31 protein-coding genes are annotated in these 21,945 nt (G+C 60.2%); 15 read left to right on the forward strand and 16 right to left on the reverse strand.

Annotation, left to right across the window (positions count from 1 at the left end; translation table 11 throughout):
* The first annotated feature begins 361 nt into the window (after positions 1 to 361).
* Complete coding sequence (locus ACR0EK_RS13180) at positions 362 to 1,162, forward strand: glycoside hydrolase family 25 protein (protein ID WP_480914581.1); 801 nt, start codon at positions 362 to 364, stop codon at positions 1,160 to 1,162.
* Here the strand turns inward: ACR0EK_RS13180 and ACR0EK_RS13185 are convergent.
* From ACR0EK_RS13185 to ffh, 11 genes are all read right to left on the reverse strand, one after another.
* On the reverse strand, positions 1,159 to 1,584 hold the full coding sequence (locus ACR0EK_RS13185) for a hypothetical protein (RefSeq protein WP_480914579.1): 426 nt from the start codon (positions 1,582 to 1,584) through the stop codon (positions 1,159 to 1,161). The genes ACR0EK_RS13180 and ACR0EK_RS13185 overlap by 4 nt on opposite strands.
* 134 nt (positions 1,585 to 1,718) lie before the next feature.
* Positions 1,719 to 2,528, reverse strand: coding sequence for a tRNA (guanosine(37)-N1)-methyltransferase TrmD (gene trmD, locus ACR0EK_RS13190; RefSeq protein ID WP_480914577.1), 810 nt, complete (start codon positions 2,526 to 2,528; stop codon positions 1,719 to 1,721).
* Positions 2,525 to 3,340 (reverse strand): hypothetical protein, encoded by an 816-nt coding sequence (locus ACR0EK_RS13195; protein ID WP_480967869.1) that lies wholly within the window; start codon positions 3,338 to 3,340, stop codon positions 2,525 to 2,527. The genes trmD and ACR0EK_RS13195 overlap by 4 nt, the downstream gene beginning before the upstream one ends.
* Complete coding sequence (gene rimM / locus ACR0EK_RS13200) at positions 3,340 to 3,843, reverse strand: ribosome maturation factor RimM (protein WP_480483791.1); 504 nt, start codon at positions 3,841 to 3,843, stop codon at positions 3,340 to 3,342. The genes ACR0EK_RS13195 and rimM overlap by 1 nt, the downstream gene beginning before the upstream one ends.
* A complete protein-coding gene (locus ACR0EK_RS13205) occupies positions 3,836 to 3,985 on the reverse strand; it encodes a hypothetical protein (RefSeq protein ID WP_209506115.1) in 150 nt (49 codons plus the stop codon). The genes rimM and ACR0EK_RS13205 overlap by 8 nt, the downstream gene beginning before the upstream one ends.
* Before the next feature lie 6 nt (positions 3,986 to 3,991).
* Positions 3,992 to 4,627, reverse strand: a complete 636-nt coding sequence (gene bluB / locus ACR0EK_RS13210) for a 5,6-dimethylbenzimidazole synthase (RefSeq protein ID WP_480483790.1) — start codon at positions 4,625 to 4,627, stop codon at positions 3,992 to 3,994.
* Positions 4,628 to 4,639: 12 nt separating this feature from the next.
* Positions 4,640 to 5,029 (reverse strand): 30S ribosomal protein S16, encoded by a 390-nt coding sequence (rpsP, locus tag ACR0EK_RS13215; protein WP_209506119.1) that lies wholly within the window; start codon positions 5,027 to 5,029, stop codon positions 4,640 to 4,642.
* A gap of 122 nt (positions 5,030 to 5,151) precedes the next feature.
* The gene (locus ACR0EK_RS13220; protein ID WP_209506121.1) at positions 5,152 to 5,448 is read right to left on the reverse strand and encodes a chorismate mutase; all 297 of its coding nucleotides are present in this window, start codon (positions 5,446 to 5,448) and stop codon (positions 5,152 to 5,154) included.
* The gene (locus tag ACR0EK_RS13225) at positions 5,445 to 5,987 is read right to left on the reverse strand and encodes a GNAT family N-acetyltransferase (RefSeq protein ID WP_480559629.1); all 543 of its coding nucleotides are present in this window, start codon (positions 5,985 to 5,987) and stop codon (positions 5,445 to 5,447) included. Before ACR0EK_RS13225 ends, ACR0EK_RS13220 begins: the two co-directional genes overlap by 4 nt.
* Positions 5,984 to 6,538 carry a GNAT family N-acetyltransferase gene (locus ACR0EK_RS13230; protein WP_480900361.1) on the reverse strand — a complete coding sequence of 185 codons (555 nt, stop codon included), beginning with the start codon at positions 6,536 to 6,538 and terminating at the stop codon, positions 5,984 to 5,986. Before ACR0EK_RS13230 ends, ACR0EK_RS13225 begins: the two co-directional genes overlap by 4 nt.
* The gene (ffh, locus tag ACR0EK_RS13235; RefSeq protein ID WP_209506127.1) at positions 6,538 to 8,046 is read right to left on the reverse strand and encodes a signal recognition particle protein; all 1,509 of its coding nucleotides are present in this window, start codon (positions 8,044 to 8,046) and stop codon (positions 6,538 to 6,540) included. The genes ACR0EK_RS13230 and ffh overlap by 1 nt, the downstream gene beginning before the upstream one ends.
* Before the next feature lie 258 nt (positions 8,047 to 8,304).
* Between ffh and ACR0EK_RS13240 the strand changes: the two genes are divergently transcribed.
* Entirely contained in the window at positions 8,305 to 9,192 is an 888-nt protein-coding gene (locus ACR0EK_RS13240; protein ID WP_480483789.1) for a sulfotransferase domain-containing protein, read from the forward strand.
* A 3-nt stretch (positions 9,193 to 9,195) separates the two neighbouring features.
* Here ACR0EK_RS13240 and ACR0EK_RS13245 read toward each other — a convergent pair whose 3' ends face one another.
* Complete coding sequence (locus tag ACR0EK_RS13245) at positions 9,196 to 9,711, reverse strand: hypothetical protein (RefSeq protein ID WP_480967870.1); 516 nt, start codon at positions 9,709 to 9,711, stop codon at positions 9,196 to 9,198.
* An 87-nt stretch (positions 9,712 to 9,798) separates the two neighbouring features.
* Between ACR0EK_RS13245 and ACR0EK_RS13250 the strand changes: the two genes are divergently transcribed.
* Positions 9,799 to 10,329 (forward strand): prolyl-tRNA synthetase associated domain-containing protein, encoded by a 531-nt coding sequence (locus ACR0EK_RS13250; RefSeq protein WP_480900363.1) that lies wholly within the window; start codon positions 9,799 to 9,801, stop codon positions 10,327 to 10,329.
* Here the strand turns inward: ACR0EK_RS13250 and ACR0EK_RS13255 are convergent, their stop codons facing one another.
* Positions 10,330 to 11,067: an aspartate/glutamate racemase family protein gene (locus tag ACR0EK_RS13255; RefSeq protein ID WP_480774170.1), complete on the reverse strand. Its 738-nt coding sequence runs from the start codon at positions 11,065 to 11,067 to the stop codon at positions 10,330 to 10,332.
* A 72-nt stretch (positions 11,068 to 11,139) separates the two neighbouring features.
* Complete coding sequence (locus ACR0EK_RS13260; protein ID WP_480487184.1) at positions 11,140 to 11,721, reverse strand: FMN-dependent NADH-azoreductase; 582 nt, start codon at positions 11,719 to 11,721, stop codon at positions 11,140 to 11,142.
* Positions 11,722 to 11,840: 119 nt separating this feature from the next.
* Here ACR0EK_RS13260 and ACR0EK_RS13265 point away from each other — a divergent pair, with 119 nt between their 5' ends.
* The 3 genes from ACR0EK_RS13265 (at position 11,841) to ACR0EK_RS13275 (ending at position 14,169) form a co-directional block, all read left to right on the forward strand.
* Positions 11,841 to 12,719, forward strand: coding sequence for a LysR family transcriptional regulator (locus tag ACR0EK_RS13265; protein ID WP_209506137.1), 879 nt, complete (start codon positions 11,841 to 11,843; stop codon positions 12,717 to 12,719).
* Entirely contained in the window at positions 12,716 to 13,630 is a 915-nt protein-coding gene (locus ACR0EK_RS13270) for a DMT family transporter (protein ID WP_480559641.1), read from the forward strand. The genes ACR0EK_RS13265 and ACR0EK_RS13270 overlap by 4 nt, the downstream gene beginning before the upstream one ends.
* A 125-nt stretch (positions 13,631 to 13,755) precedes the next feature.
* Positions 13,756 to 14,169 (forward strand): universal stress protein, encoded by a 414-nt coding sequence (locus ACR0EK_RS13275; protein WP_267367733.1) that lies wholly within the window; start codon positions 13,756 to 13,758, stop codon positions 14,167 to 14,169.
* On the opposite strand, the gene ACR0EK_RS13280 is transcribed toward ACR0EK_RS13275, so the two are convergent.
* Entirely contained in the window at positions 14,166 to 14,501 is a 336-nt protein-coding gene (locus ACR0EK_RS13280) for an ArsR/SmtB family transcription factor (RefSeq protein WP_480483782.1), read from the reverse strand. The genes ACR0EK_RS13275 and ACR0EK_RS13280 overlap by 4 nt on opposite strands.
* Positions 14,502 to 14,585: 84 nt before the next feature.
* Between ACR0EK_RS13280 and ACR0EK_RS13285 the strand changes: the two genes are divergently transcribed.
* From ACR0EK_RS13285 to ACR0EK_RS13315, 7 genes are all read left to right on the forward strand, one after another.
* Positions 14,586 to 15,497: a DMT family transporter gene (locus tag ACR0EK_RS13285; RefSeq protein ID WP_480900364.1), complete on the forward strand. Its 912-nt coding sequence runs from the start codon at positions 14,586 to 14,588 to the stop codon at positions 15,495 to 15,497.
* A gap of 184 nt (positions 15,498 to 15,681) precedes the next feature.
* Positions 15,682 to 16,014, forward strand: coding sequence for an AtpZ/AtpI family protein (locus tag ACR0EK_RS13290; RefSeq protein ID WP_480559645.1), 333 nt, complete (start codon positions 15,682 to 15,684; stop codon positions 16,012 to 16,014).
* Positions 16,015 to 16,016: 2 nt separating this feature from the next.
* Entirely contained in the window at positions 16,017 to 16,802 is a 786-nt protein-coding gene (locus tag ACR0EK_RS13295) for a F0F1 ATP synthase subunit A (RefSeq protein ID WP_480538728.1), read from the forward strand.
* Between the two features lie 48 nt (positions 16,803 to 16,850).
* On the forward strand, positions 16,851 to 17,075 hold the full coding sequence (locus ACR0EK_RS13300; RefSeq protein WP_005981269.1) for a F0F1 ATP synthase subunit C: 225 nt from the start codon (positions 16,851 to 16,853) through the stop codon (positions 17,073 to 17,075).
* An 86-nt stretch (positions 17,076 to 17,161) separates the two neighbouring features.
* Complete coding sequence (locus ACR0EK_RS13305) at positions 17,162 to 17,713, forward strand: F0F1 ATP synthase subunit B' (protein ID WP_209506152.1); 552 nt, start codon at positions 17,162 to 17,164, stop codon at positions 17,711 to 17,713.
* Between the two features lie 5 nt (positions 17,714 to 17,718).
* Positions 17,719 to 18,279 (forward strand): F0F1 ATP synthase subunit B, encoded by a 561-nt coding sequence (locus tag ACR0EK_RS13310; RefSeq protein WP_480507355.1) that lies wholly within the window; start codon positions 17,719 to 17,721, stop codon positions 18,277 to 18,279.
* A 201-nt stretch (positions 18,280 to 18,480) separates the two neighbouring features.
* Positions 18,481 to 19,314, forward strand: a complete 834-nt coding sequence (locus tag ACR0EK_RS13315; protein WP_480911289.1) for a hypothetical protein — start codon at positions 18,481 to 18,483, stop codon at positions 19,312 to 19,314.
* Positions 19,315 to 19,337: 23 nt separating this feature from the next.
* On the opposite strand, the gene ACR0EK_RS13320 is transcribed toward ACR0EK_RS13315, so the two are convergent.
* Positions 19,338 to 20,108: an FCD domain-containing protein gene (locus tag ACR0EK_RS13320; RefSeq protein ID WP_480487174.1), complete on the reverse strand. Its 771-nt coding sequence runs from the start codon at positions 20,106 to 20,108 to the stop codon at positions 19,338 to 19,340.
* Positions 20,109 to 20,258: 150 nt separating this feature from the next.
* Between ACR0EK_RS13320 and ACR0EK_RS13325 the strand changes: the two genes are divergently transcribed.
* Together ACR0EK_RS13325 and ACR0EK_RS13330 are read left to right on the forward strand one after the other, a co-directional pair.
* Entirely contained in the window at positions 20,259 to 21,452 is a 1,194-nt protein-coding gene (locus tag ACR0EK_RS13325) for an aminotransferase-like domain-containing protein (RefSeq protein WP_480483777.1), read from the forward strand.
* Between the two features lie 44 nt (positions 21,453 to 21,496).
* Entirely contained in the window at positions 21,497 to 21,904 is a 408-nt protein-coding gene (locus tag ACR0EK_RS13330; RefSeq protein ID WP_480483776.1) for a hypothetical protein, read from the forward strand.
* Positions 21,905 to 21,945: the final 41 nt, after the last annotated feature.

Raw genomic sequence — 21,945 nt, forward strand, 5'->3', positions numbered from 1 at the left:
CTCGTGGTTGGTCCACGAAGTTGGGCACGGCCTGAGAGCTCTTGGTCTTCACCGGGTCCTGCGTACAGCCCGCCAGAGGTCAGATCGAATGTTCCTTTGGTCTGGCCTGACCCGACGCATCCCTGCCGAAGAAAGCGGGACGTCACGCCATGGTGCAAACCAAAACACCGGAGTCGCAAAACGCGGCACCGGATTGCGGTCGTTTAAGGGTATTGCAGGCAGGGATCAAGGGAAAAACGCCCTGTCTTGCCCAACGGGCCGGTAGGAATCCGCCAGCCTTAAACTAAGGCGTTGCCAAGCGACCCAGATCAGGCATTCTGAGGCAAATAATATGAGCAGATATTTCAGACAGGACCCTATGATGCGATTGGCATTCATGCTGGCCATAACGGCCGTTGCGCTGATGTCTTGCGGGCGCGGCGGCCCAAAACCTCAGACCGTTGAACCCGTTCCGGGCGTGGACAGGACAGCACCGCTTGTGATCTACCCCGATTTCGGCGACGCGGATCCCCATGACTGGGAAGGGCGTCACCCCGGACAATACCCGATCCATGGCCTTGACGTGTCACGCTGGCAAGGGCCGATTGACTGGCGCACGGCCCGGGCATCAGGTGTCAGCTTTGTGTTTCTGAAAGCGACCGAAGGCGGCGACGTGGCCGATCCCCTGTTCGACGATCACCGCCGCGGCGCGCAGTCGGCCGGTGTGCCCTGGGGCGCCTATCACTATTATTATTTCTGCCGGTCGGCCCGGGAACAGGCCCGCTGGTTCATCCAGAACGTGCCCAAAGGGGCAGACCTGCCGCATGTGCTGGATATGGAATGGACACCGCATTCCAAGACCTGCACGCTGCGCCCCGATGGCAGAACCGTCCGCGCCGAGGCGCAGCGTTTCCTGGACATTCTCGAACGACACTATGGCCGCCGCCCGATCGTCTATACCACGGTGGATTTCTATGAAGACACCGATATCGGACGCCTGCCCAAGACCGAGTTCTGGCTGAGGTCGGTTGCAGGCCATCCCCGCAATGTCTATCCCCGCGCGGTCTGGCGGTTCTGGCAATATACCGGCACCGGTCTGGTTCCGGGCGTTCAGGGCCGGGTGGACATCAACACCTTCAACGGCACGCCAGACGTCTGGGCCAGATGGAAGGCCGGAGGTTAGGTCTTTGGTGCGCCGTAGGTTTCAATGGTGCCGCCGCCAACCTGATGGTCCAACCGGCGCTCCCGCTCTTCCCCAAAGGCGTTGCGCACCCAGAACGATTCACCTGCGCTCAGTTCCCGGCGTTCGAAGCCGCGCTCTTGCAGGCAACGGTCCACCTGATCGATTTCGCCCTGCGTGCGCAGTTCGTCCTGGATCGGGGCGGTAATCGCAGGGCCGATGAGGATACCCCACAGCAGGATATTCGTTGCATATCCCCCGATGACGGCGCTGTTTCCACCTTCGTCAGCTTCCTGAGAGCAGGAATCGACCGCAACCCGCGCCGAATGCAGATTGTGACCGGCTTGCGTTGGAACGGACATCCCCAGTGGTTTGGTCGTGCAGGCAGAGGCAACCAGAAAAGCGCCAAGCAATAACTTCTTCATTATGCAATTAGTCTTTCGTTTTAAGGTCCTGAAAACGCAGGGCTTTCAAACGTGCATATTTTGGAGGACGATCAACTGCAAATAGAATTCCGGCAAACACAGAACCTAAGGCATGTCTGCAACATTCGGGCGTTCTAATCAGACGAATCCGATCGGGATTTTGCATAGTCGGCCCAGATATCCGGGCGCCGCTCGCGGGTAATGTCCTCAGCCATCTTGTGACGCCATTCGGCGATGCGGCCGTGGTGGCCCGACATCAGAACCTCGGGTATCGGGCGGCCTTTCCAATCCGCAGGGCGGGTGTATTGCGGATGCTCCAGCAAGCCCGAGGAAAAGCTTTCCTCTTCGGTCGAGGCCTGATTGCCCAGAACGCCGGGGATCAGGCGCACTGTGGCATCGATCAGGGCCTGTGCCGCAATCTCACCACCGGTCATCACGAAATCACCCAAAGAGACCTCCTGCACACCGTAATGCTCCAGCACGCGCTCATCCACGCCTTCGAACCGCCCACACAACAGGGTCATGCCATCGCAGCGCGCAAGGGTCTGCATCATGCGCTGGTCCATGCGCCGCCCGCGCGGGCTGAGGTAAATCAGTGGCCAGTTGCCCTGAATGCCCGCCATGGTGTGCTCAATGGCTTCGCCCAACACATCGGGCCGCAAAACCATACCCGCGCCGCCCCCGGCAGGCGTGTCATCCACGTTGCGATGCCTGCCGACGCCGAATTGCCGCAAGTCCACGGTTTCCAGCTGCCACAACCCTTCCTGCAGCGCCTTGCCGGTCAGGCTTTCTCCCAGAACGCCCGGAAAAGCGGTTGGAAACAGGGTGATGATCTTCGCCTTCCAGACGCCGTGCAGGTCCGGGGTGGGTGTCATCAGCTCACGCGGTTTCAGCGTGGCCCGGATCGCCTTGCGACCATGGGATTTGCCGGGTTTGTCAGTCATTTCTGGCGGGCCAGTTCATGTTGGGCGGTTCGAATCAGGACCTTTTTCTGAGTGATCAATGCCGCTTCGTCCAGCGATGATCGATTCAGAGCCAGCAGTTCTCTCAGGACGTCGTCGGAAAGCTGTGGGCTTTCATGCGCGGGCTTCACAAGCTGCGCAGATTTCCCGGGTGGCAGATCGAGAAATTCGGCAAATGGTGCGCCCAATCCAAGGTGGTGGCCTTTCAGCGCTTCCATCCACGCGGTCCGTACCGTGACAGTTGGCAACCGGTCCCTGATCCGGTCTGCCGTGTTCTGTAGCGATGGCAGGTGCGCAAGATCAGCGCAATAGCCGTCCAGGTCCTGAACCATGCGCGACAGGTGCAGATCGTGGGCCCAAAGGCTGCGCAACCACACATCGCGATTGCGCAACGACAGGTAGACGGTAATGTCGGTTTCTTCGCCCACCAGACGGCGGCGCAGCACGCTGACGACCGTTTCCGCCAGTTCGGGTGCGGCCCCGTATCCTTCGATTTTGTTCCTGCTGGGGCGCAGGCCCAGAAAATTCTCTTCGCTCAGGATCAATCCCCGGCGTGCTCCGAAATCCAGACCGCCGAAAAAAGTGTGCAGTTGACCGCCAAAACCCGCCAGCGTGTCATCCAGTCGATAGATCGAATGGCGCGTGGCCGCTTCGTTCAACCCGGCCTTGCGGGTCTTATACGGAAGAACCAGAGCGAAATGCGGCCAGATCAGCTCGCGGTTTTCGTGCAGAAAGGACTGTGCTGCCGTCATGCCGGTCTTGTGAAAACCCAGATGCAGCAGAACACGTCGCATCAGATCAGGCCTTCGGGCGGGTCGGCCACGATGCGGCCCTGTTCCAGATCGACGGTTGGCACCACCTGCATCGTGAACGGCAGAAGAACCGTCGCCTTCAGGCCCGGCCCGTGTAGTTCCAGCAGGTCCGTGGCCCCGTGGTTCTGCACGGATTTGACCTTGCCGAGAAGGGTGCCGCCGGTGTCATAGACCTCAAGCCCAATCAGGTCTGTGTGGTAGAACTCGTCATCGGGCAACGAGGGCAACTGATCGCGCCGCGCAAACAGGCGCAAACCGTTCAGGGCATCCGCCTGTTCCTTGGTTTCAATCCCGCCAAGACGGGCGGCAAAACCGTTCTTGATCGTACGCGTCAGAACCACCGGATAACGTTCCTTGCCGGTTTCATCCGTCAGTGGCGAATACGTCTCAATATCTTCGGGAACGGCGCAGAAGCTTTTCAGGCGCACTTCACCGCGTACACCATAAGACCCCGCGACGCTGCCGACGCAGATCAGATCATTCATTGGCAGCCCCCGTCGTCAAACAGATCCCGTTTCTCCATTCGCCTAGCCCTTCGCAGGCTTCGCGCTGATTGTTGCGCTCAAAGAACACGCCCACAATAAAGGCGATCAGCAGCAGAATGGGAAGGCGTATCAATCCGAACATGCGGCCCTACCTTGTTTCGATCTTCAGGCTGTCGGCCCGGTTTTCCCAGCCAACCTGCTCAAGTTCGGGGGTGTCAGATATCTGTTCCGGCCATCCGACACAGAAATACCCGATCAGACGCCAGTTGCCCGGCACATCCAGATCGCGCGCCATCTGTTCGGGGTCCAGAATGGATACCCAGCCCAGCCCCAGCCCCTCGGCCCGCAGGGCCAGCCAGAACAGGGTGATGGCAGAGACCACGGAATAGCGCCGCATCTCGGGCATCGAGCCCGCGCCAAGACCCAATCCCTTGTCGGTGCTGTCGTCGCAGAAGATGGCCAGTTGCACCGGCGCTTCCTGCATTCCCGACAGTTTCAGGCGGCTGTAAAGCTGCGCCCTGTCGCCGGAATATCCCGCCAGGGCGTCATCATTGGCGGTTTGGAAATTCCTTAGCGCCGCAGCCCGGGCCGCCGCGCTTTCGACGCGGATCACGCGCCACGGCTCGCTTAACCCCACGGAGGGGGCCAGCCGAAACGCGTCGAGGCAGCGCGCAAGCACTGCCTCGTCTACCGCGTCGCCGCGGAACCGTCGCACATCGCGCCGGAGCCGCAACAACAGATCGAACTGCGTGCGAAATGCGTCAGTAAAGGTCTGATCCCGCACGCTTCGGCCTGCTTATTCTTCTGCGGCCGCTTCTTCAGCCGGTGCAGCAGCCGCTTCGGCAGCTTCCGCAGCCTTTGCAGCTTTCTCTTCCGCGCGTTCCTGAGCTTTCTTGCCCGGGGTACCCTTGTTGGGGTTGTTGCGCTCGGCCTTGTCACGGGTGCCGGCTGCTTCCAGCATACGCGCGATACGATCGGTGGGCTGAGCGCCCTGATCCAGCCAGTGCTGAACGCGTTCCATGTCCATTTTCACACGCTCTTCGCTGTCTTTCGGCAGCAGCGGGTTGTAGGTGCCCAGTTTCTCGATGAAACGGCCGTCGCGCGGCATCCGGCTGTCAGCCGCTACGATGCGGTAAAACGGACGTTTTTTCGAGCCTGCGCGGGCGAGACGAATTTTCATTGCCATGGTGGTATCTCCTTTGAATGGCATCACGCCGGAGGCGTGTATTTGATTGGCCGGTGTCATTTCCGGTTAATTCTGGTGTTTGTTGAACCTCTGGTTCACTTTCAACTTGTTGAACCTCTGGTTCACCCTTGGTGTTTCCTGTGGTGTCGGATGACTTCCTGAATGATGAAATTCAGAAAAGCCTTGGCGAAATCGGGGTCCAGATCGGCCTCTTTCGCCAGGTCTTCAAGCCGTGCGATCTGCGTGGCCTCACGCGAGGGATCGGACGGGGGAAGGTTGTGTTCGGCCTTGAGCTTGCCAACGGCCTGTGTGTGTTTGAACCGCTCGCCCAGCGTATAGACAAGGATCGCGTCCAGCCGGTCGATGCTTTCGCGATGCTCTTTCAGCAATGCAGCCGCGCGTGTCACGGGGTTGTTCATTGGCCGGTCCTTTCGGCTGTCGAAACGTCAATCTTGGGGTGTCGCCACACCTGGCAGGGCTGGCCCAGCAGTTCGGCATTGTCGCGCTCCAGCGTAGCACCCAACCGTTCGGCCAAAGCGCGCGAGCGGTCATTTTCGTGGGCGATATACGAAATCACCCCGTTCAGGCCCTGATGCCGCGCCGCATAGGACCGGGCGGCAAGCGCCGCCTCGTAGGCAAAGCCTTTGCCTTCGAAATCTTCCATCACGGTCCAGCCCAGTTCAGGCTCGTCCCAGCCGGGGGCGTCAATCAGGCCGACGTTGCCTGCGAACCGACCGCTGGATTTCTCGGTCAGGTGCCAAAGGCCAAATCCTTTCAACGCCCAGTGCCCAAGGCGTCTGGCCAACATGCCCCAGCTTTCCAGCGCGTCCCGGGGGCCGCCCACCAAATGGCTGCGCTCGGTTGCAAAGAATGCGGTCAGCGCAGGCAGATCATCCAGATGCGGCGCGCGCAGGATCAGACGTTCGGTTTCAACGGTGGGGATGGTGAACGCGGTCATGCGTAGGCCTCCATCCCGCCATTCACCAGATCGGCAGGCGCGGGGTGCCGCCAAATCTCGGACTTGCCGAATTTGGGGTGGTCATAGTGATACTCGAACTGTGCGCCCAGCCGTTTCGCCACCGCCTTGCTGGCATGATTGTCCAGATCAATTAACGAGATCGCCGTCTCCCACCCGAGAACATCATACGCATAAGACCGCGCGGCCAGTGCCGCCTCGGTCGCGTAACCCTTGCCGGTGGCATTGTTCATCAGCGTCCAGCCGATTTCGGGTTCGGGCCAGCCTTCGGGGCACCAAAGCCCGATCCGCCCGACATAAGTGCCCGAGGCTTTTTCTTCGGCGCTCCAGAACCCGTAACCGCGCAGGGACCAGTGGCCCAGCAGCGAAGCGATCAGTCGCCAGACCTCATCCCGGCGCAGTGGCCCGCCGACGAATTTCGCCGCATCGCTGGCGAAAAACGCGGTATCGGCGTCCAGATCAGCCTCGGACGGCGCGCGCAGGATCAAGCGCTCGGTTTCAAGCCGGGGGATATGTTGGGCGATGGCGTTCATTACTTCTTCTTGCCAAACCCGCTCAGGCCCTGAGGCAGCCCCATGCCGCCGCCCAGGCCGGGCAGACCGCCGGGCATTTTGCCGCCCATCGCCTTGGCCGCCTGTTCCAGTGCCTTGGGGTCCATGCCGGCTGCCATGTCTTCGGGGCTGGGGCCGCCTTTGCCGAACATGCCCTTCATGGCCTGTTTCAGCATCTTGCCTTTGCCCATCTTGCCCATCTTTTTCATCATGTCCGACATCTGCCGGTGCATCTTGAGCAGCTTGTTGAGGTCGCTGACTTCCATCCCCGAACCGGCTGCAATCCGTTTCTTGCGGCTGGCTTGCAGCAGCTGTGGGTTGGCGCGTTCGCGTTTGGTCATGGACTGGATCAAGGCGATCTGCTGGCGCAGGATCTTGTCGTCCAGACCCGCCTGATCCATCTGCTTGGCCATTTTACCCATGCCCGGCATCATGCCCATCATGCCCTGCATGCCACCCATCTGGATCATCTGTTCCAGCTGCATCTTCAGGTCGTTCATATTGAACTGACCTTTGACCATGCGCTTCATCATGCGCTCGGTCTGTTCCATCTCCATCGTTTCCTGGGCCTTTTCGACCAGGGCAACGATGTCGCCCATGCCCAGAATACGTCCGGCGATCCGGTCCGGCTCGAAGGTCTCCAGCGCGTCCATCTTCTCGCCCAGACCGACAAAGCGAATGGGCTTGCCAGTCACTGCGCGCATCGACAGCGCCGCACCACCGCGCCCGTCCCCGTCCATCCGGGTCAGGACCACGCCCGAGATGCCGACCTTGGCGTCGAATTCTTCGGCCACTTCAACGGCGACCTGACCGGTCAGGCCGTCAACCACCAGCAGGGTCTCGCGCGGGTCAACCGCATTGCGGACCTGCTCGACCTCGTCCATCAGCACTTCGTCGATATGCAGGCGACCGGCGGTATCCAGCATATAGACGTCATAGCCGCCCAATGTGGCTTGCTGCTTGGCGCGCTTGGCGATGTCGACGGGTTTCTGGCCCGGTACAATCGGCAGCGTATCAACGCCGACCTGCGCGCCCAGAACCGCCAGCTGGTCCATCGCCGCCGGGCGATAAACGTCGAGCGAGGCCATCAGGACCTTCTTGCCCTCTTTCTCTTTCAGGCGTTTGGCAAGCTTACCGGTGGTGGTGGTCTTACCCGAACCCTGCAAACCGACCATCAGGATCGGGGCAGGCGGGTTGTCGATCTTCAGCTTGCCGGGGTCTTCCTCGCCACGCAGGGTATCGACCAGCGCGTCATGCACGATCTTGACGACCTGCTGGCCGGGGGTGATCGACTTGGTCACCGCCTGACCGGTTGCCTGGTCCTGCACCTTCTTGACGAATTCACGCGCCACCGGCAGCGAGACGTCGGCCTCGAGCAGGGCAACACGGACCTCGCGCAGGGCGGTCTTGACGTCTTCTTCAGACAGGGCACCCTGTTTGGTCAGCCGGTCAAAGACGCCGGAAAGGCGTTCGGATAGATTTTCAAACATGCCTTCGGCCTCCTTAGCCGGTTATCTGATGGCGCGTCCTAGATAGGATGCGTCGGTTAAATGCACAAACGCCCCCACGGGCGAAACTCGCTGGTGGGGGGCGATCCCTGAACGACTCAAGGGACCGGAAGATCAAGACGCTTCCGGATGTTTGGCGGTCATCTACGCCTCTGGGCTCTGCGAGTCAAGGCAAACGCTTTGAGCATCTGGCCACTTGGTGTAGCGTCCAAAGGTCGGGGTCAGTTTTGGAGTTTGGTCATGAGTCAACCATTGCCGCAGCGCACCAAGGATTATGTCGGTGAAGTCACGAATACCGATATCTGGTCCGACTTCGTAATCCGTCCCGACGACATCTTTGTCTGCACGCCTCCCAAATGCGGCACCACGTGGACACAGACGCTGGTACGAATGCTGATCACCAAAACCGCGGATCCAGTCGTGTACAACAACGCGGTCTCCCCCTGGCTCGATTGCGGGTTCAGAGATCGTGAGGAGCAGGACAGAATACTTGCCGCACAGACGCACAGACGGTGCATCAAGACCCACACGCCATTGGACGGGATCACCTATTCCCCGGATGCGACCTATCTGGTGGTGCATCGCCATCCGGTTGACGTGCATTTCTCGCTGCGCCGCCATGTGGAAAACATGAAAGACGACTGGCTGGACTACCTGTTTCCCGATGATCTTTCCGAAGCCTTCGCGATGTTTCTGGACCGGCCCGCCTCGTCAAAGGGCACTGACGATCTGACGCTGGCCTCATACGTCCACCATTACCGTTCATTCCGCGCGTTCCGGCATCTGCCAAACATCCATTTCCTGCATTACGCCGAACTCAGCCGCGATTTGCCGGGACAGGTGGCGCGGATCGCAAACATCTTGGGGACCGAGATCGCACCAGAAATGATCGACGATATCGCTGAGGCCGCAAGCTTTGGTTCAATGAAGGAAAACGCCCGGCGCGCTTCGCAGCAGCCTGGTTTCAAAAGCGCGTTTCAGGACTACGCGCAGTTCTTCTCGTCCGGGACCAGCAACAAATGGGAGGGCAAGCTGACCGCCGATGACATGGCCCGATACGACGCGCGCCTGTCCGAAATGGTCACACCGGCTGACCGAGCCTGGCTGGAGCACGGACAAGTCCTGTAATCGTCAGGCCTGTTCCTTCGTGTCTTCCTGCTGCGCGGGCAGCCATGCGTTGACCGCGTCAACCAGTTTATGCGCGCCGCGCCCGTTCGAGTACGCATCGACAATCGGATGACGCCCTTCGCTCATTCCCTTGTCCAGCACAAGAACCGGGCGATACAGCGTCGAACTGCTGCTGTCGCTGCGGAAAGTCGAGCTTTCAACTTCGGCATGGGACAGGCTGGACAGCTGAGGCTCGACCGCTTCATAGCCAAAGACAGACTGCCTGCGGATCAGAATGCGGTTCTTTGTGCGGTCCAGAATGACCTGAACCCGCCGCACGAAAACGCAGAACGCTCCGACACCTAGCCCGCCGCCGATTAGTGCAAAGAACAGCCCGAACCAGATATTCTCGCCGCCGTCACTGACCATGACCAGCCCTGCGCCGACAAAGGTCAATATGAAAAAGACCAGCATGATTCCAATGAACCAGGGCGTGTCGGCAAGGATCAGTTGGGTCGGAGTGTTTCGTGTGACTTTCATGGCGGCACGCTAGCACCGTTTTCTGCTCTGCCCCAGCTTGAATTCGCCGCCATGTTGCGCGATGAGCGCTACAAACAGGAGGGCCCCATGGACGCATCATCCACATTTCAGGATACATTGCCGCTCAGTTCTGACGCGCTGTTGGCGCAGCTGGATGACTGGGGGCTGCCCTACCGCCTGCATACCCATGTTCCTTTGCGTACGGTCGAGGACTCCAAGGCCGTAGAAGGCCAGTTCATGGTGCCGGGCGAGAACGCGTTGCGGGTCAAGAACCTGTACTTGCGCGACAAGAAAAAGCGCAACTACCTGGTGACGCTGGAACAAAGCCGCGAGATTGACCTCAAGGCGCTGGGCGCAGAACTGAGTGTCGGCGCCCTGTCTTTCGGTTCGGCAGACCGGCTGTTGCAGAACCTTGGTATTCGCCCCGGCGCGGTCAGCCCGCTGGCGATGATCAACGGTGTGCAGAACGATGTGCAGTTCTTCATGGACGCCGCCGCCCAAGGGGCCGAGATGATTTATATGCACCCGTTGGTCAATGACCGTACCGTTGTGATGAAACAATCCGACGTGATGGCGTTTTTCGATCGCATCGGTTGCACCGTTACGTGGCTGCCCTGATCACTCAAGCGCCAGTTTCAGCGCGGCGGCGACATGCGCGGCGGACGGGTTGATGAACAGGTGCCCATCGGCCTCGAATACAGGGTCATCCAGATGCTTTGGAAAGGCAAGCGGCAGTTCGGTACAGGCCAGCAGGATGGCGGTTCCGGGACGGGCATGTTTGTTGCAAAAGGCCAGCAGTCTTGCGCGGGCCGCATCAGAGGCACCACCGTAGAAATCACTGTCGATCATCGCCTGCATCTCGGAAATCTCGGAGTCGGGCAGCCGCGCATTCGCGGTGATGCCCTCGGCCGCCAGACGATCCGCATAGTTGGTGGCCTGCATTGTCACGGTTGTTCCCAGCACCAATGCGTTTGACACGCCTGTGCTGGCCGTGGCCTCTGCCGTTGCATCGAAAATGCTGAGGATGGGCATGGAAACACCCTGTCTGATCGCGTGCAGCCGCGCGTGCGGGGTGTTGGACGCTATGATGCCAAAATCGCATCCTGCGCGCTCCAGCGTCAGCAGCGCGTCGCGAAACACCGCATCAAACGCCGCCCAGCTGGCTTCGTCCCCGGCGACACCCCGCAAGGCGCGGGTCTTGGCCTGTGTGACAGACTCGATGGTCATGGCAGGGATCGGCAGGGGCGCGCCGTGGCCGCGCGCCGCAAAGTGACGCCCGGCACCCTCGGCAATGGCACGGTAATAGTCCACGGTCGAGGCCCAACCCACACCGCCCAGAATTCCGATCTTTTTCATGCGCGCCATCCAGTCCGCCAGTTCCATCTGACCAGCAGACTGGACGTTTCAGGGCTCAATGACCAGAGGCGATCAGGCCGCCAGTTCTGTCACCGCCTTTTTGGCGCTTTCCAACGCGGCTTCGGGGTTCACCGCCATCTGATCCGCAGCGATGACCGCTACATCATGGATGCCGATAAAGCCCAGAACGTGACGCACATAGTTGGTGGCAAAGTCGATCTCGGATCCGACGGCAGTACCGCCCGACGCGATTGCCAGAATGGCGCGTTTCCCCTCCAGCAACCCTTTTGGGCCGTTCTCCGAATAGGAAAAGGTCAGGCCCGCGCGGGCGACCAGGTCGATCCAGGCCTTGAATGCAGCGGGGACCGAGAAGTTGTAGATCGGCAGGCCGATAACGATGGTATCGGCCTCTTGCAATTCGGTCACCAGCGCGTCCGAAAGGGCCAGCCGGTCGCGCTGCAGGTCGTCGCGCTGCTCGGCAGGGGTAAAGTTGGCGGCGATCCAGTCTTCGGTCAGCAGGGGCAGGGGGGTAGCCAGGTCGCGGCGGATGATGCGGTCCGCACCCAACTGCCGGACGATGCTGTCAGACAGGTCGCGGGTGGTCGAAGCAACGCGGCGGGCAGAGGCGTCGATATGCAGGATGGTTTTAGCCATTTTCTGGGTCCTTAAGGTCAGGGTAATCTTGTTCTGATCCCAATATGGCTGTTGCGTTTGCGAACAAAACTCGGATACATCAACAGTTATTGTTGGAAATTGCACAGAACGGTGTGACGATGGACAATTGGGATGAGGTGAGGACCGCCTATCAGGTGGCACGCATGGGAACCGTCAGCGGTGCGGCCGAGGTTCTGGGCGTGCACCACGCCACGGTGATCCGCCACATCGACGCGATCGAGGCCCGGTTGGGTGTCAAACTGTTCCAGCGCCACGCGCGGGGATACACCCCGACCGAAGCGGGCGACGATTTGCTGCGCGTGGCGCAGGCTACCGAAGACCAGTTCAACCAGCTTGTCGGCCGGATGAAGGGGCGCGGTGACGATGTATCGGGCGAACTGGTGGTGACGTCGCTGGGCTCCATCGCGCCATTGGTGGTGCCGACGCTGACCGAATTTCAAAAGATGCACCCCGAGCTGATCGTGCGCTACCTGACCGGAGACCGCCTGTTCCGGCTGGAATATGGCGAGGCGCATGTTGCAATCCGTGCGGGATCGGCCCCGGATCAGCCCGACAACGTTGTGCAACCTTTCCGGCAGGAAGAAGTCGGCCTCTATGCCAGTACTTCGTATATCGAACGGCACGGCAAACCTTCGGGCATCGAGGATTTCGGAAACCACCACTTCGTCAGCTCTGACGATGAAAGCAGCCGTGCGCCGTTCACCCGGTGGCTGCGCAACACGGTATCCGCCGACCGCATCACCTTTCGCTGCACCAACAATTTCTGTATGCGCGAGGCCGTTCTGGCCGGGGCCGGTATCGGCTTTATGGCCCGTTGGGAGGCCGCCCGTCATGACACTCTGGTCGAAGTGATCGACCCGCTTCCGGAATGGTTCGGCAACCTGTGGCTGGTGACCCATGTGGACCTGCACCGAACGACCAAGGTGCAAGCGTTCCTGAGTTTTCTGAAAGAAGCCTCCAAAGGCTGGTGTCCATGAACCCGCAGATGCGTGGCCATCTGGCCATGCTGGCCTTTTCGGCCCTTGTCGCAGGCAGCTTCTCGCTGGGGTCGATGATTGCCAACGAAATTGCTCCGGCGGCCTTGAACGCGGTGCGCTTTGCCATTGCGGCTGTGGTGATTGGTGTGGCGGCACTGGCGACAACCGGTCTGCCCCGCAGTGCCGCACAGGCGCCCTGGCGGTATCTGGTGCTGGGCGGGTTGTTCGCCACCTATTTTGTCCTGATGTTTTACGGGCTGCAAACCGCCCCGCCGGTCAGCGCTGCCGCGGTTTTCACCCTGACCCCCGTTGTCTCGGCCATTGCGGGCTGGGTCCTGCTGCGCCAGATCACCACGCCGCGCATGGCAATGGCCCTGACCATCGGTGCGATTGGGGCGCTATGGGTGATCTTTCGGGCCGACTGGCAGATGTTCCGCGCCTTCCAGATCGGCGGGGGCGAGATCATCTATTTCTGGGGATGTGTCGCGCACGCGATTTACACCCCCATGATCCGCAGGCTGAACCGCGGAGAACCTGCCGTCGTGTTCACGTTCGGAACGCTGGTTGCCGGGTGCCTGTTATTGGTCCTGTTCGGCTGGTCCGACCTGAAGGCGACCGATTGGGCAGCTCTTCCCGCCATCGTCTGGATCGGGTTGTTCTATATCTCATTCTTCGCAACAGCGGCTAGTTTCGTTCTGGTGCAATTCTCCTCGCTTCGGCTGCCGTCGGCCAAGGTCATGGCCTATACCTATCTGGTGCCAAGCTGGGTGATCCTGTGGGAAATCGCGCTGGGCAAACCTGTCCCGACGGGATTGATCCTGGGCGGTGTGGCGCTGACGGTCATTGCCCTGCTGATGCTGCTGAAAGAAGAGGCCCCGCGCCCCAGCCCTCAACGCCGGGCAACTGAATAAGGCCGCTCCCGATCTGAAACCGGTACAGATTGCCCACGAATTCCAAAAGCAGAATCTGTTGAGCCAGATCAAGGTAGGCCCTTGGTCTCAGGACTACCTTGGAAAGCGGACAAAAGGAGGAGATTATGTTCAAACATATCATGCTGCCGATTGACCGCCATCTGCCGCCCGAGGTTCGCAAGGCCGCAGATGTCGCCGCGCAGGTGGCGAAATGGCAAGGCGCCAAGATCACTCTGGTCAGTGTCAGCGGGGCCCATATGGGTGCATCCTCGGAAACCGAGGCCGAGATAGACAAGCAACTGGCCGACTTCACCGAACAGCTTGCATCAGAAGGCGCGGCCGAAGTTGCGGTGCGCAAGATACACTCGGTCGATGTTGCTGCCGAAGTGGACAGCGACCTGACCCGCGCAGCAGAAGAGATCGGTGCAGACCTGATCATCGTGGGCACCCATGCGCCCCGGATCACCGATTACATCTTTTCCAGCCACGCCGGATATCTGGCCAAACATGCCAGCATGTCGGTCTTTGTGGTGCGCTAGGCCTCGTCCGAGGTCGGAAGCTCGACTTCCAGAAACCGTTCGAACGCATCCAGGTTGATGGGTTCGAACTGACCGAACCCCTGCATCCAGACCGAAGCGGTGCGCAGCGCGTCGGGTTCCAGCTTGCACCATTTCACCCGGCCGCGCTTTTCCTGTGATATCAGCCCGGCCTTGGTCAGGATGACCAGATGTTTCGAGATCGCCGCCAGCGACATCTCGAACGGCTCGGCCACATCCGTCACGGCCATATCGTCCTCCAGCAGCATCGCCAGAATGGTGCGGCGGGTGGGGTCGGCAAGGGCCGCAAACACGGTGTCGAGATCGTTGGACATGGGTCTTTCCTAATGGGCGAGAACCCGTTTGACAATTTCCCCCATCACGTCACTGTGCAGCGGTGATGCGCAAGGGGGGCGGCTATGGCGCTGAAATACTGGCTGGTGATCTGCGTCCTTGGCATCGGGTGGGGCATGTCTTTCATGTTCAACGCCATATTGCTGCGCGAACTTGGACCGCTATCCGTGTCATTGGGGCGTGTTGCATTTGGGGCGCTGGGCTGTTGGATCTATGTGATTGCCGCCCGCATGCCGGTTCACCTGACACTCGGGCGCGCCATCGGTCTGCTGGGGTTCGGGGCGCTCAGCTATGCAGCACCATTTGCGTTCTATGCGCTTGGGCAGCAGCATATCGCGTCCGGCGTGGCAGGGATCGTGAATGCGACAACACCGGCCTTTGCCGTCATCGTTTCGCATTTCTGGCCGGGAAGCGAGCGTGCGACGCTGTTGAAATCCCTTGGTGTGTTGTGCGGCTTCATCGGGATTGTCGTGTTGTCCGTCCCGATTTTGCACAATGGCCAAACCTCTCAGTTCTGGGCGGTTTTGCTGACCCTGTGCGCGCCGATCTGTTACGCGTTTTCCGTCAACATTGCGCGGGCCTTCCGTGACATGCAGCCGGTGGTGCTGGTCGCCCTTGCCCTGACAGGAGCGACATTGGCGATTTTACCCCTGGCGCTTTGGCGTGAAGGCCTGCCGGTGATCGAGCACACTGAAACATGGCTTTCGTTGCTGATGATCGGTTTTGTGCTGACCTCGGCCGCTTTCATTGCCTTCTACTGGTTGCTGCCCAGAGTCGGGCCAACCAACATTTCGACCGTCACGCTGATCGCACCGGTTTCCGCCCTGATACTTGGAACCTGGGTTTTGGGGGAAACTCTGCAACCCGAACATTTGATGGGCATGGCGGCGATTTTTGCCGGGCTCTTGCTGATCGACGGACGTCTTGTTCGACACCTGTGGCCTCAGCGCACGCACAAAGATCAACCAAAAGGTTGAATATGGGTTTTTGGGTGATTGTTGCCGTTCAGGGAATGGGCAAGCAATCTGGCTGGACGAGTTAACCAGTAATAACAGTTTAAAAACAACACACTAACCTGCGTCATTTCACACCATCAACGCCGTTGACTCTGCGCCTTTCGCGCCTTAGCACCATGCGCAAGACAGCGCGAGGATTCCGTCCGTGACCGATGACGACCAAAAGCAGCGTATGGCGCAGCTTGAGGCCAAGATCGACGCGGCGAAAAAGGCCAGAAAGCCGGCTGCCCGCGCTGACAGTGACATATCCGGGGGCGAGCTTGCCTGGAGGATGGTCATCGAAATGGTTTCCGGTCTTGGGATCGGATTTGGCATCGGATACGGGCTGGACAGCCTGCTCGGGACGATCCCGATCTTTCTGGTGTTGTTCACATTGCTGGGCCTTGTCGCGGGCGTGAAGGTTATGCTCCGCAGCGCGAAAGAGGTTCAAGATAAACAAGCGGCCCATATGCAGGCCGAAAAGGACGAGAGGGACTGAACGTGGCAAGCGAGACCACCGCAGCACACGGCGCCGAAGGCGCAGACCACGCAGCAGAAGCCAGCAGCCTGGTGTTTCACCCGATGGACCAGTTCATCGTCAAGCCGCTGTTCGGTGGCGAGATTGCCTGGTACACCCCCACCAACGTGACCCTGTGGCTGTTCCTGGCCATCGTGGCGATCTTTGGCCTGCTGGTTCTCAGCACATCAAAGCGCGCCATCGTCCCGACCCGGATGCAGTCGATTGCGGAACTGGCCTATGGCTTCATCTACAAGATGCTGGAAGACATCTGCGGCAAGGACGGTGTCAAGTACTTCCCCTATGTCATGACCCTGTTCATGTTCATTGTGACCGCAAACTTCCTGGGCCTGATCCCGACCTCGTTCACCACCACATCGCATTTCGCCGTGACCATCCCGCTGGCGCTGGCCGTGTTCCTGACCGTGACCATTCTGGGTTTCGTCAAGAACGGTGCCGCGTTCCTGGGCCTGTTCTGGGTCTCCAGCGCGCCGCTGGCGCTGCGCCCGATTCTGGCGATTATCGAGCTGATCTCGTACTTCGTGCGCCCCGTCAGCCACTCCATTCGTCTTGCAGGTAACGTCATGGCGGGCCACGCGGTGATCAAGGTGTTTGCGGGCTTTGCCGCAATTTCCCTGATTTCGCCCGTGTCGGTTCTGGCGATCACCGCAATGTATGGTCTCGAGGTCCTTGTGGCCTTCATTCAGGCCTACGTATTCACCATTCTGACCTGTGTTTATCTGAAAGATGCGCTGCATCCTTCGCACTAAGGTCCGATAACCCAACATCGAAACTTCCAATTCGTAAGGAGATACATCATGGAAGGCGATCTCGCACACATCGGCGCAGGCCTGGCAGCAATCGGTTCCGGCGCAGCCGCAATCGGGGTGGGCAATGTTGCAGGCAACTTCCTGGCCGGCGCCCTGCGCAACCCTTCGGCGGCTGCTTCGCAGACCGCAACCCTGTTCATCGGTATCGCATTCGCAGAAGCCCTGGGGATCTTCGCATTCCTGGTCTCGCTGCTGCTGATGTTCGCCGTCTAATCTGCGGAACCTGATCCTTACGCGCAGGTGGGTCCAAGCCATAGCGGCCCACCTGTTGTAAAGACAACGTTCCGACGGAGGACATCATGGCGACTGAACCCATTAGCGAAGAAGTAGTTGGCGCGTGCGTCGACTCGCATGGCTCTGCCATCGGGATGCCGCAGCTCTGCTTCGATTGGTTCCCCAACCAGATTTTCTGGCTGGTCATTACGCTGGTCGTCATCTTTCTGGTCCTGTCTCGCGTGGCTCTGCCCCGCATCGCGGCAATCCTGGCCGAGCGCCGGGGGACCATTACAAATGACCTGGCTGCGGCCGAAGATCTGAAGGCCAAAGCGGTCGAGGCCGAGGAGGCCTATAACAAGGCGCTGGCCGATGCCCGTGCCGAAGCGCAGCGTATCGCGGCCGAAGCACGCGCAGAAATCCAGGCTGGTCTGGATGATGCGATTGCCAGGGCGGATGCGGAAATCGCTGCAAAGGCGGCTGAATCGGAAAAGGCAATTGCCGAAATCCGTGCCGGTGCGCTGGAAAGCATTCAAGTGGTCGCCAAGGATACGGCGGCTGAACTGGTCACCGCGCTGGGCGGCGAGGCGGATGCCAAAGCCATCGACAGTGCCATTGACGCGCAGATGAAAGGATAAGTGACATGCGGAACACTCTTGCCCTTATCCTGACCGTTGGTGCCGCCAGCCCCGCGCTGGCTGCAAGCGGTCCGTTCTTCTCGCTTGGCAATACTGACTTTGTCGTCCTTCTGGGCTTCATCGTTTTCATCGCGGTCCTGTTCTACTTCAAGGTGCCGGGCATGATCGGCGGTGCGCTGGACAACCGTGCCGAAGGCATCAAGGCCGAGCTGGACGAAGCCCGCGCCCTGCATGAAGAAGCACGCAGCCTGCTGGCTTCGTACGAGCGCAAGCAGCGTGAAGTGCAGGCACAGGCCGACGCGATAGTCGAGGCGGCCAAACAGGACGCGGCTCTGGCTGCGGACCAGGCGAAGGTCGATCTCGAAAAGTCGATTGAACGCCGTCTGGCTGCTGCGCAGGATCAGATTGCCTCGGCCGAAGCCTCTGCCGTTAAAGACGTGCGCGATCAGGCCGTTTCGGTTGCGATTGCCGCCGCCAGCTCGGTTCTGGCCAAGCAAATGACAGCCGCGCAGGCGAACAAGCTGATCGAGGCCTCGATCGCAGATGTGGGCGCCAAGCTGCACTGACGGGGACACCGACAGGTAAAAAACGCAGATGACCCGAGAGCATTGCGCTGTCGGGTCTTTTGTTTTGGTGACGGGGCTGATTGTATTGACCACAACATCACCCGGATTCTGTACCCTTCTGAGGGTCTGAAGGTCCCCTTCGGGATCCACGGGTGCAAAAAGAACAGGGAAAGACGGGCCGTGGCAGGCGAAGACGTTTCGATGAATATTGTTGGGGTGGTCAGGAACGGCGGGGCCGCGCTGATCGAAAGCATCAACAGGATCGAAGACCTGACCACCCGCTTGCACCGTTATTCCGTGACCATCGCGACAAACGACAATACTGATCGCACAGATCGGGTTCTGTCCGAATTCGCGCGCCGCGACCCGAAAGTGGACCTTGTCCGCATGGACGGTCTGGCCTCCAGACTGCCAGACCGGGTCGAGCGGATCACGGCGGCCAGAAACGCTGTCCTCAGCAGGCTGGAAGAACGCGACAGCGGTCACGACTTGACATTGGTGCTTGATCTGAACGGGCCGAATGTCTGTCTGGACGCTCAGACGGTTCTGACGGCTGCACAACGGTCCGTACCACGCTGGGAAGGTGTCTTTGCCAATTCCAAACCGGCCTATTACGATATCTATGCTCTGCGCTGTGCGGGCTGGTGTGACGAAGACGTCTGGCAAAGAATTCGGACAACGCGCAAGCCCCTGTTCGGGCGCCGTAAGTGGCGGAAAGTTCTGCTGAAATCAGCAGTTTTCGACCGCCAGTACCACATTCCGTCCGATATGCCCCTGATACCGGTCGACAGCGCCTTTGGCGGTGCAGGATTGTACAAGACCCGCGCCTTGCGTGGCCTGCGCTATTCCTGCCGGGATGAAAAAGGCGACCTCGTGTGCGAACATGTGATGCTGCACAAACACCTCAGGGACCGGGGCGCGCGGCTGTTCATCGACCCGGCCCTGACAACCATCGCCCCGAATGACGATCTGGGCGAAGGCAGCGGCGCACCTTTCCCGTCACACCTGATCCAGCCCGAGACCGGGGCCGCCTGATCCCTGAGGGCACTTGGAAAGCGCTAGGCCTGACGGGTTTCGTGCTGCAACCTTTGCTGCGCAACAGCCTCGTTCCGCTCGGCCTTCTGCTGATCGATCATGCAGCGTTCGACAAAGCTCAGATGCGTTTCGACGGCCTGACGTGCGGCTGCCGGATCGCGGGCCTGAAGGGCCGCGTTGATAGTGCTGTGCTGGTCCAGAATGGCCTCGCGGGTCGCGCGCTGCCGGAACATTGTCCGCCGGTTATAGAACACACCCTGCACCAGCAGGTCATACATTGACCGCATCATATGCAGCATCACCACATTGTGGCTGGCTTCGATGATGGCCATATGAAACTCGGCATCCAGCTGCGCCTCTTGGTCCGCAGCGTTCCGGTCATGGGCTGCCCGCATCTTGTCATAGATCGTCTGAACAACCTTCAGGTCGCTTTCTGATCCCAGCCGCGCGGCCCGTTCCGCCGCCAGCCCCTCCATGTCGCGGCGAAAGGACAGGTAATCGAATACGGCCTCGTCATGGCTGCTGAACAACCGGATCAGCGCCGGCGAAAAGGCCGAGCCCAAAACCTCGGCCACATAGATCCCGGAGCCGGCTTTTGTTGTCAGCAACCCCTGTTCCTGAAGCTCGGACACCGCATCGCGCAGGGACGGGCGCGACACACCCATCCGTTCGGCCAACTCACGCTCGGGCGGCAGGCGCTCCCCGGGGCGCAGGATGCCGCGCAGGATCAACAGCTCGATCTGGCGAACGACCGCAAGTGACAGTTTTTCCGTCTGAACTTTCTGAAATGGCATGGTCCGTTCCGAAATTGGTCAACTCATTTGACCATGGACAGGGGGGCTGTTCAAGAATACCCGGTCACATCCGCTGAAATATTAGGTCAGAAGTGTTGACTTTAATTTGAGAAAGCATAGGCTGCGCCGAAATGAGATCGGAGGAGCCTCATGTCCCATCACCCTTTGTTTGCCACCCGGGCTTCCCGGATGAAGGCGTCAGAAATCCGCGAGCTGCTGAAACTGCTCGATCAGCCCGGCATCATTTCCTTTGCCGGTGGCATTCCGGACCCCGCGCTTTTTCCCGCCGAGGCTTTCGCGCAAGCGTTTCAGCAGGCATTGGGGCCGGACATGCAGGCGCAGGCGCTGCAATATTCGGTCAGCGAAGGCTATGCCCCCCTGCGCCGGTGGCTGGTGCAGCACATGCGCGAGATCGGAGTGGAATGTGACATGGACAACGTCCTGATCACCTCGGGCTCGCAGCAGGCGCTGGATTATCTGGGCAAGCTGTTCCTGTCCCCCGGCGACACGGCCTTGGTCGGGTGGCCCACTTATCTGGGTGCTCTTGCCGCGTTCAACGCGTATGAGCCGCGCTTTGACCGGCTTAATGGCAACAAGGGGGCCGATGAATTCAGAGCTGCGGCAGGGGATGGCGCCGTGAAATTCGCCTATCTGTCGCCCGATTTTGCCAACCCGACAGGCGAAACCCTGACCCGCCCGGGTCGTGAGGCCTTGCTGGAACTGACCGACGAACTGGACTGCGCGTTGATCGAAGACGGCGCCTATCAGGCACTGCGCTATGACGGTGATCCGATCCCGCCGATCCTGGCTTTGGAACAGGCACGAAAGGGGTCGATCGAAAACTGCCGGACGATCTATTGTGGCAGCTTCTCGAAAACCCTGTCACCGGGTCTGCGCATGGGGTGGGTGGTTGCGGCCAAGCCGATCATCTCGCAGATGGTTCTGCTGAAACAGGCGGCGGATCTGCATTCGGCGACCATCAACCAGATGGCCGTGCATCAGGTGGCGGAAGCGTGCTTTGACACCCATATCCCGAAAGTGCGCGACACTTACCGCGCGCGCCGTGATGCGATGCTGGATGCGCTGCAACAGCACATGCCTGACGGGGTGGCGTGGACGCGCCCCGAAGGCGGCATGTTCGTCTGGGTGACACTCCCCGCCGGGATCAGTGGGTCTGACCTGCTGGCGCATGCGCTGGATACGGTGAAAGTGGCTTTTGTGCCGGGGCAGGCGTTTTTCCCAGACGGCAGCGGGGCAAACACGATCCGGCTCAGCTTCTCGAACTCGGACGAGGCGACGATCCGCGAAGGTATCCGCCGGTTAGGCGAAGTTCTGCGCGCCTGACGTCCAGAAAGGTTCTGTTAACCAAATTGCTGCAACTCTGCGGCATGATCCGGTTTCTCGCTCCGCTCCTGCTGGCCGCCTGCGCCGCCGGGACCCCGCATTTCCGCGACGTTCCGGCCACCCGCGTGGCGGTGAACGGTAGTGTGTTCGACGTGCGCGTGCGCGGCGATCTGGCCGAGGCGGTGCGGATCAACGCGCAATACGCCCCGCGGCTTGGCCCTGTTCGGGATCGCGCCGCGCTGGCCATGGCGCAGGTTTCAGGCTGCCCGATCCTCGACGTGCTGGGTGACGCGGCTGTCACGGTTGGTGTACTGGGGTGTGACCGCGAGGCGGGGGAACGGCTGTTGCTGACCGCTGTCTCGACGCCCCGGTATGAATGTATCGACTATGGTATCTATGAAAATGTCGGGGGCGACAGCGGCTATCAGGTCTTCGAATGCAGCCCATACTGACATACGCGTGTTCCTGCACATTTCGGCAAGATGTTGTGGAT

Source organism: Ruegeria sp. AE4 (assembly GCF_056542185.1).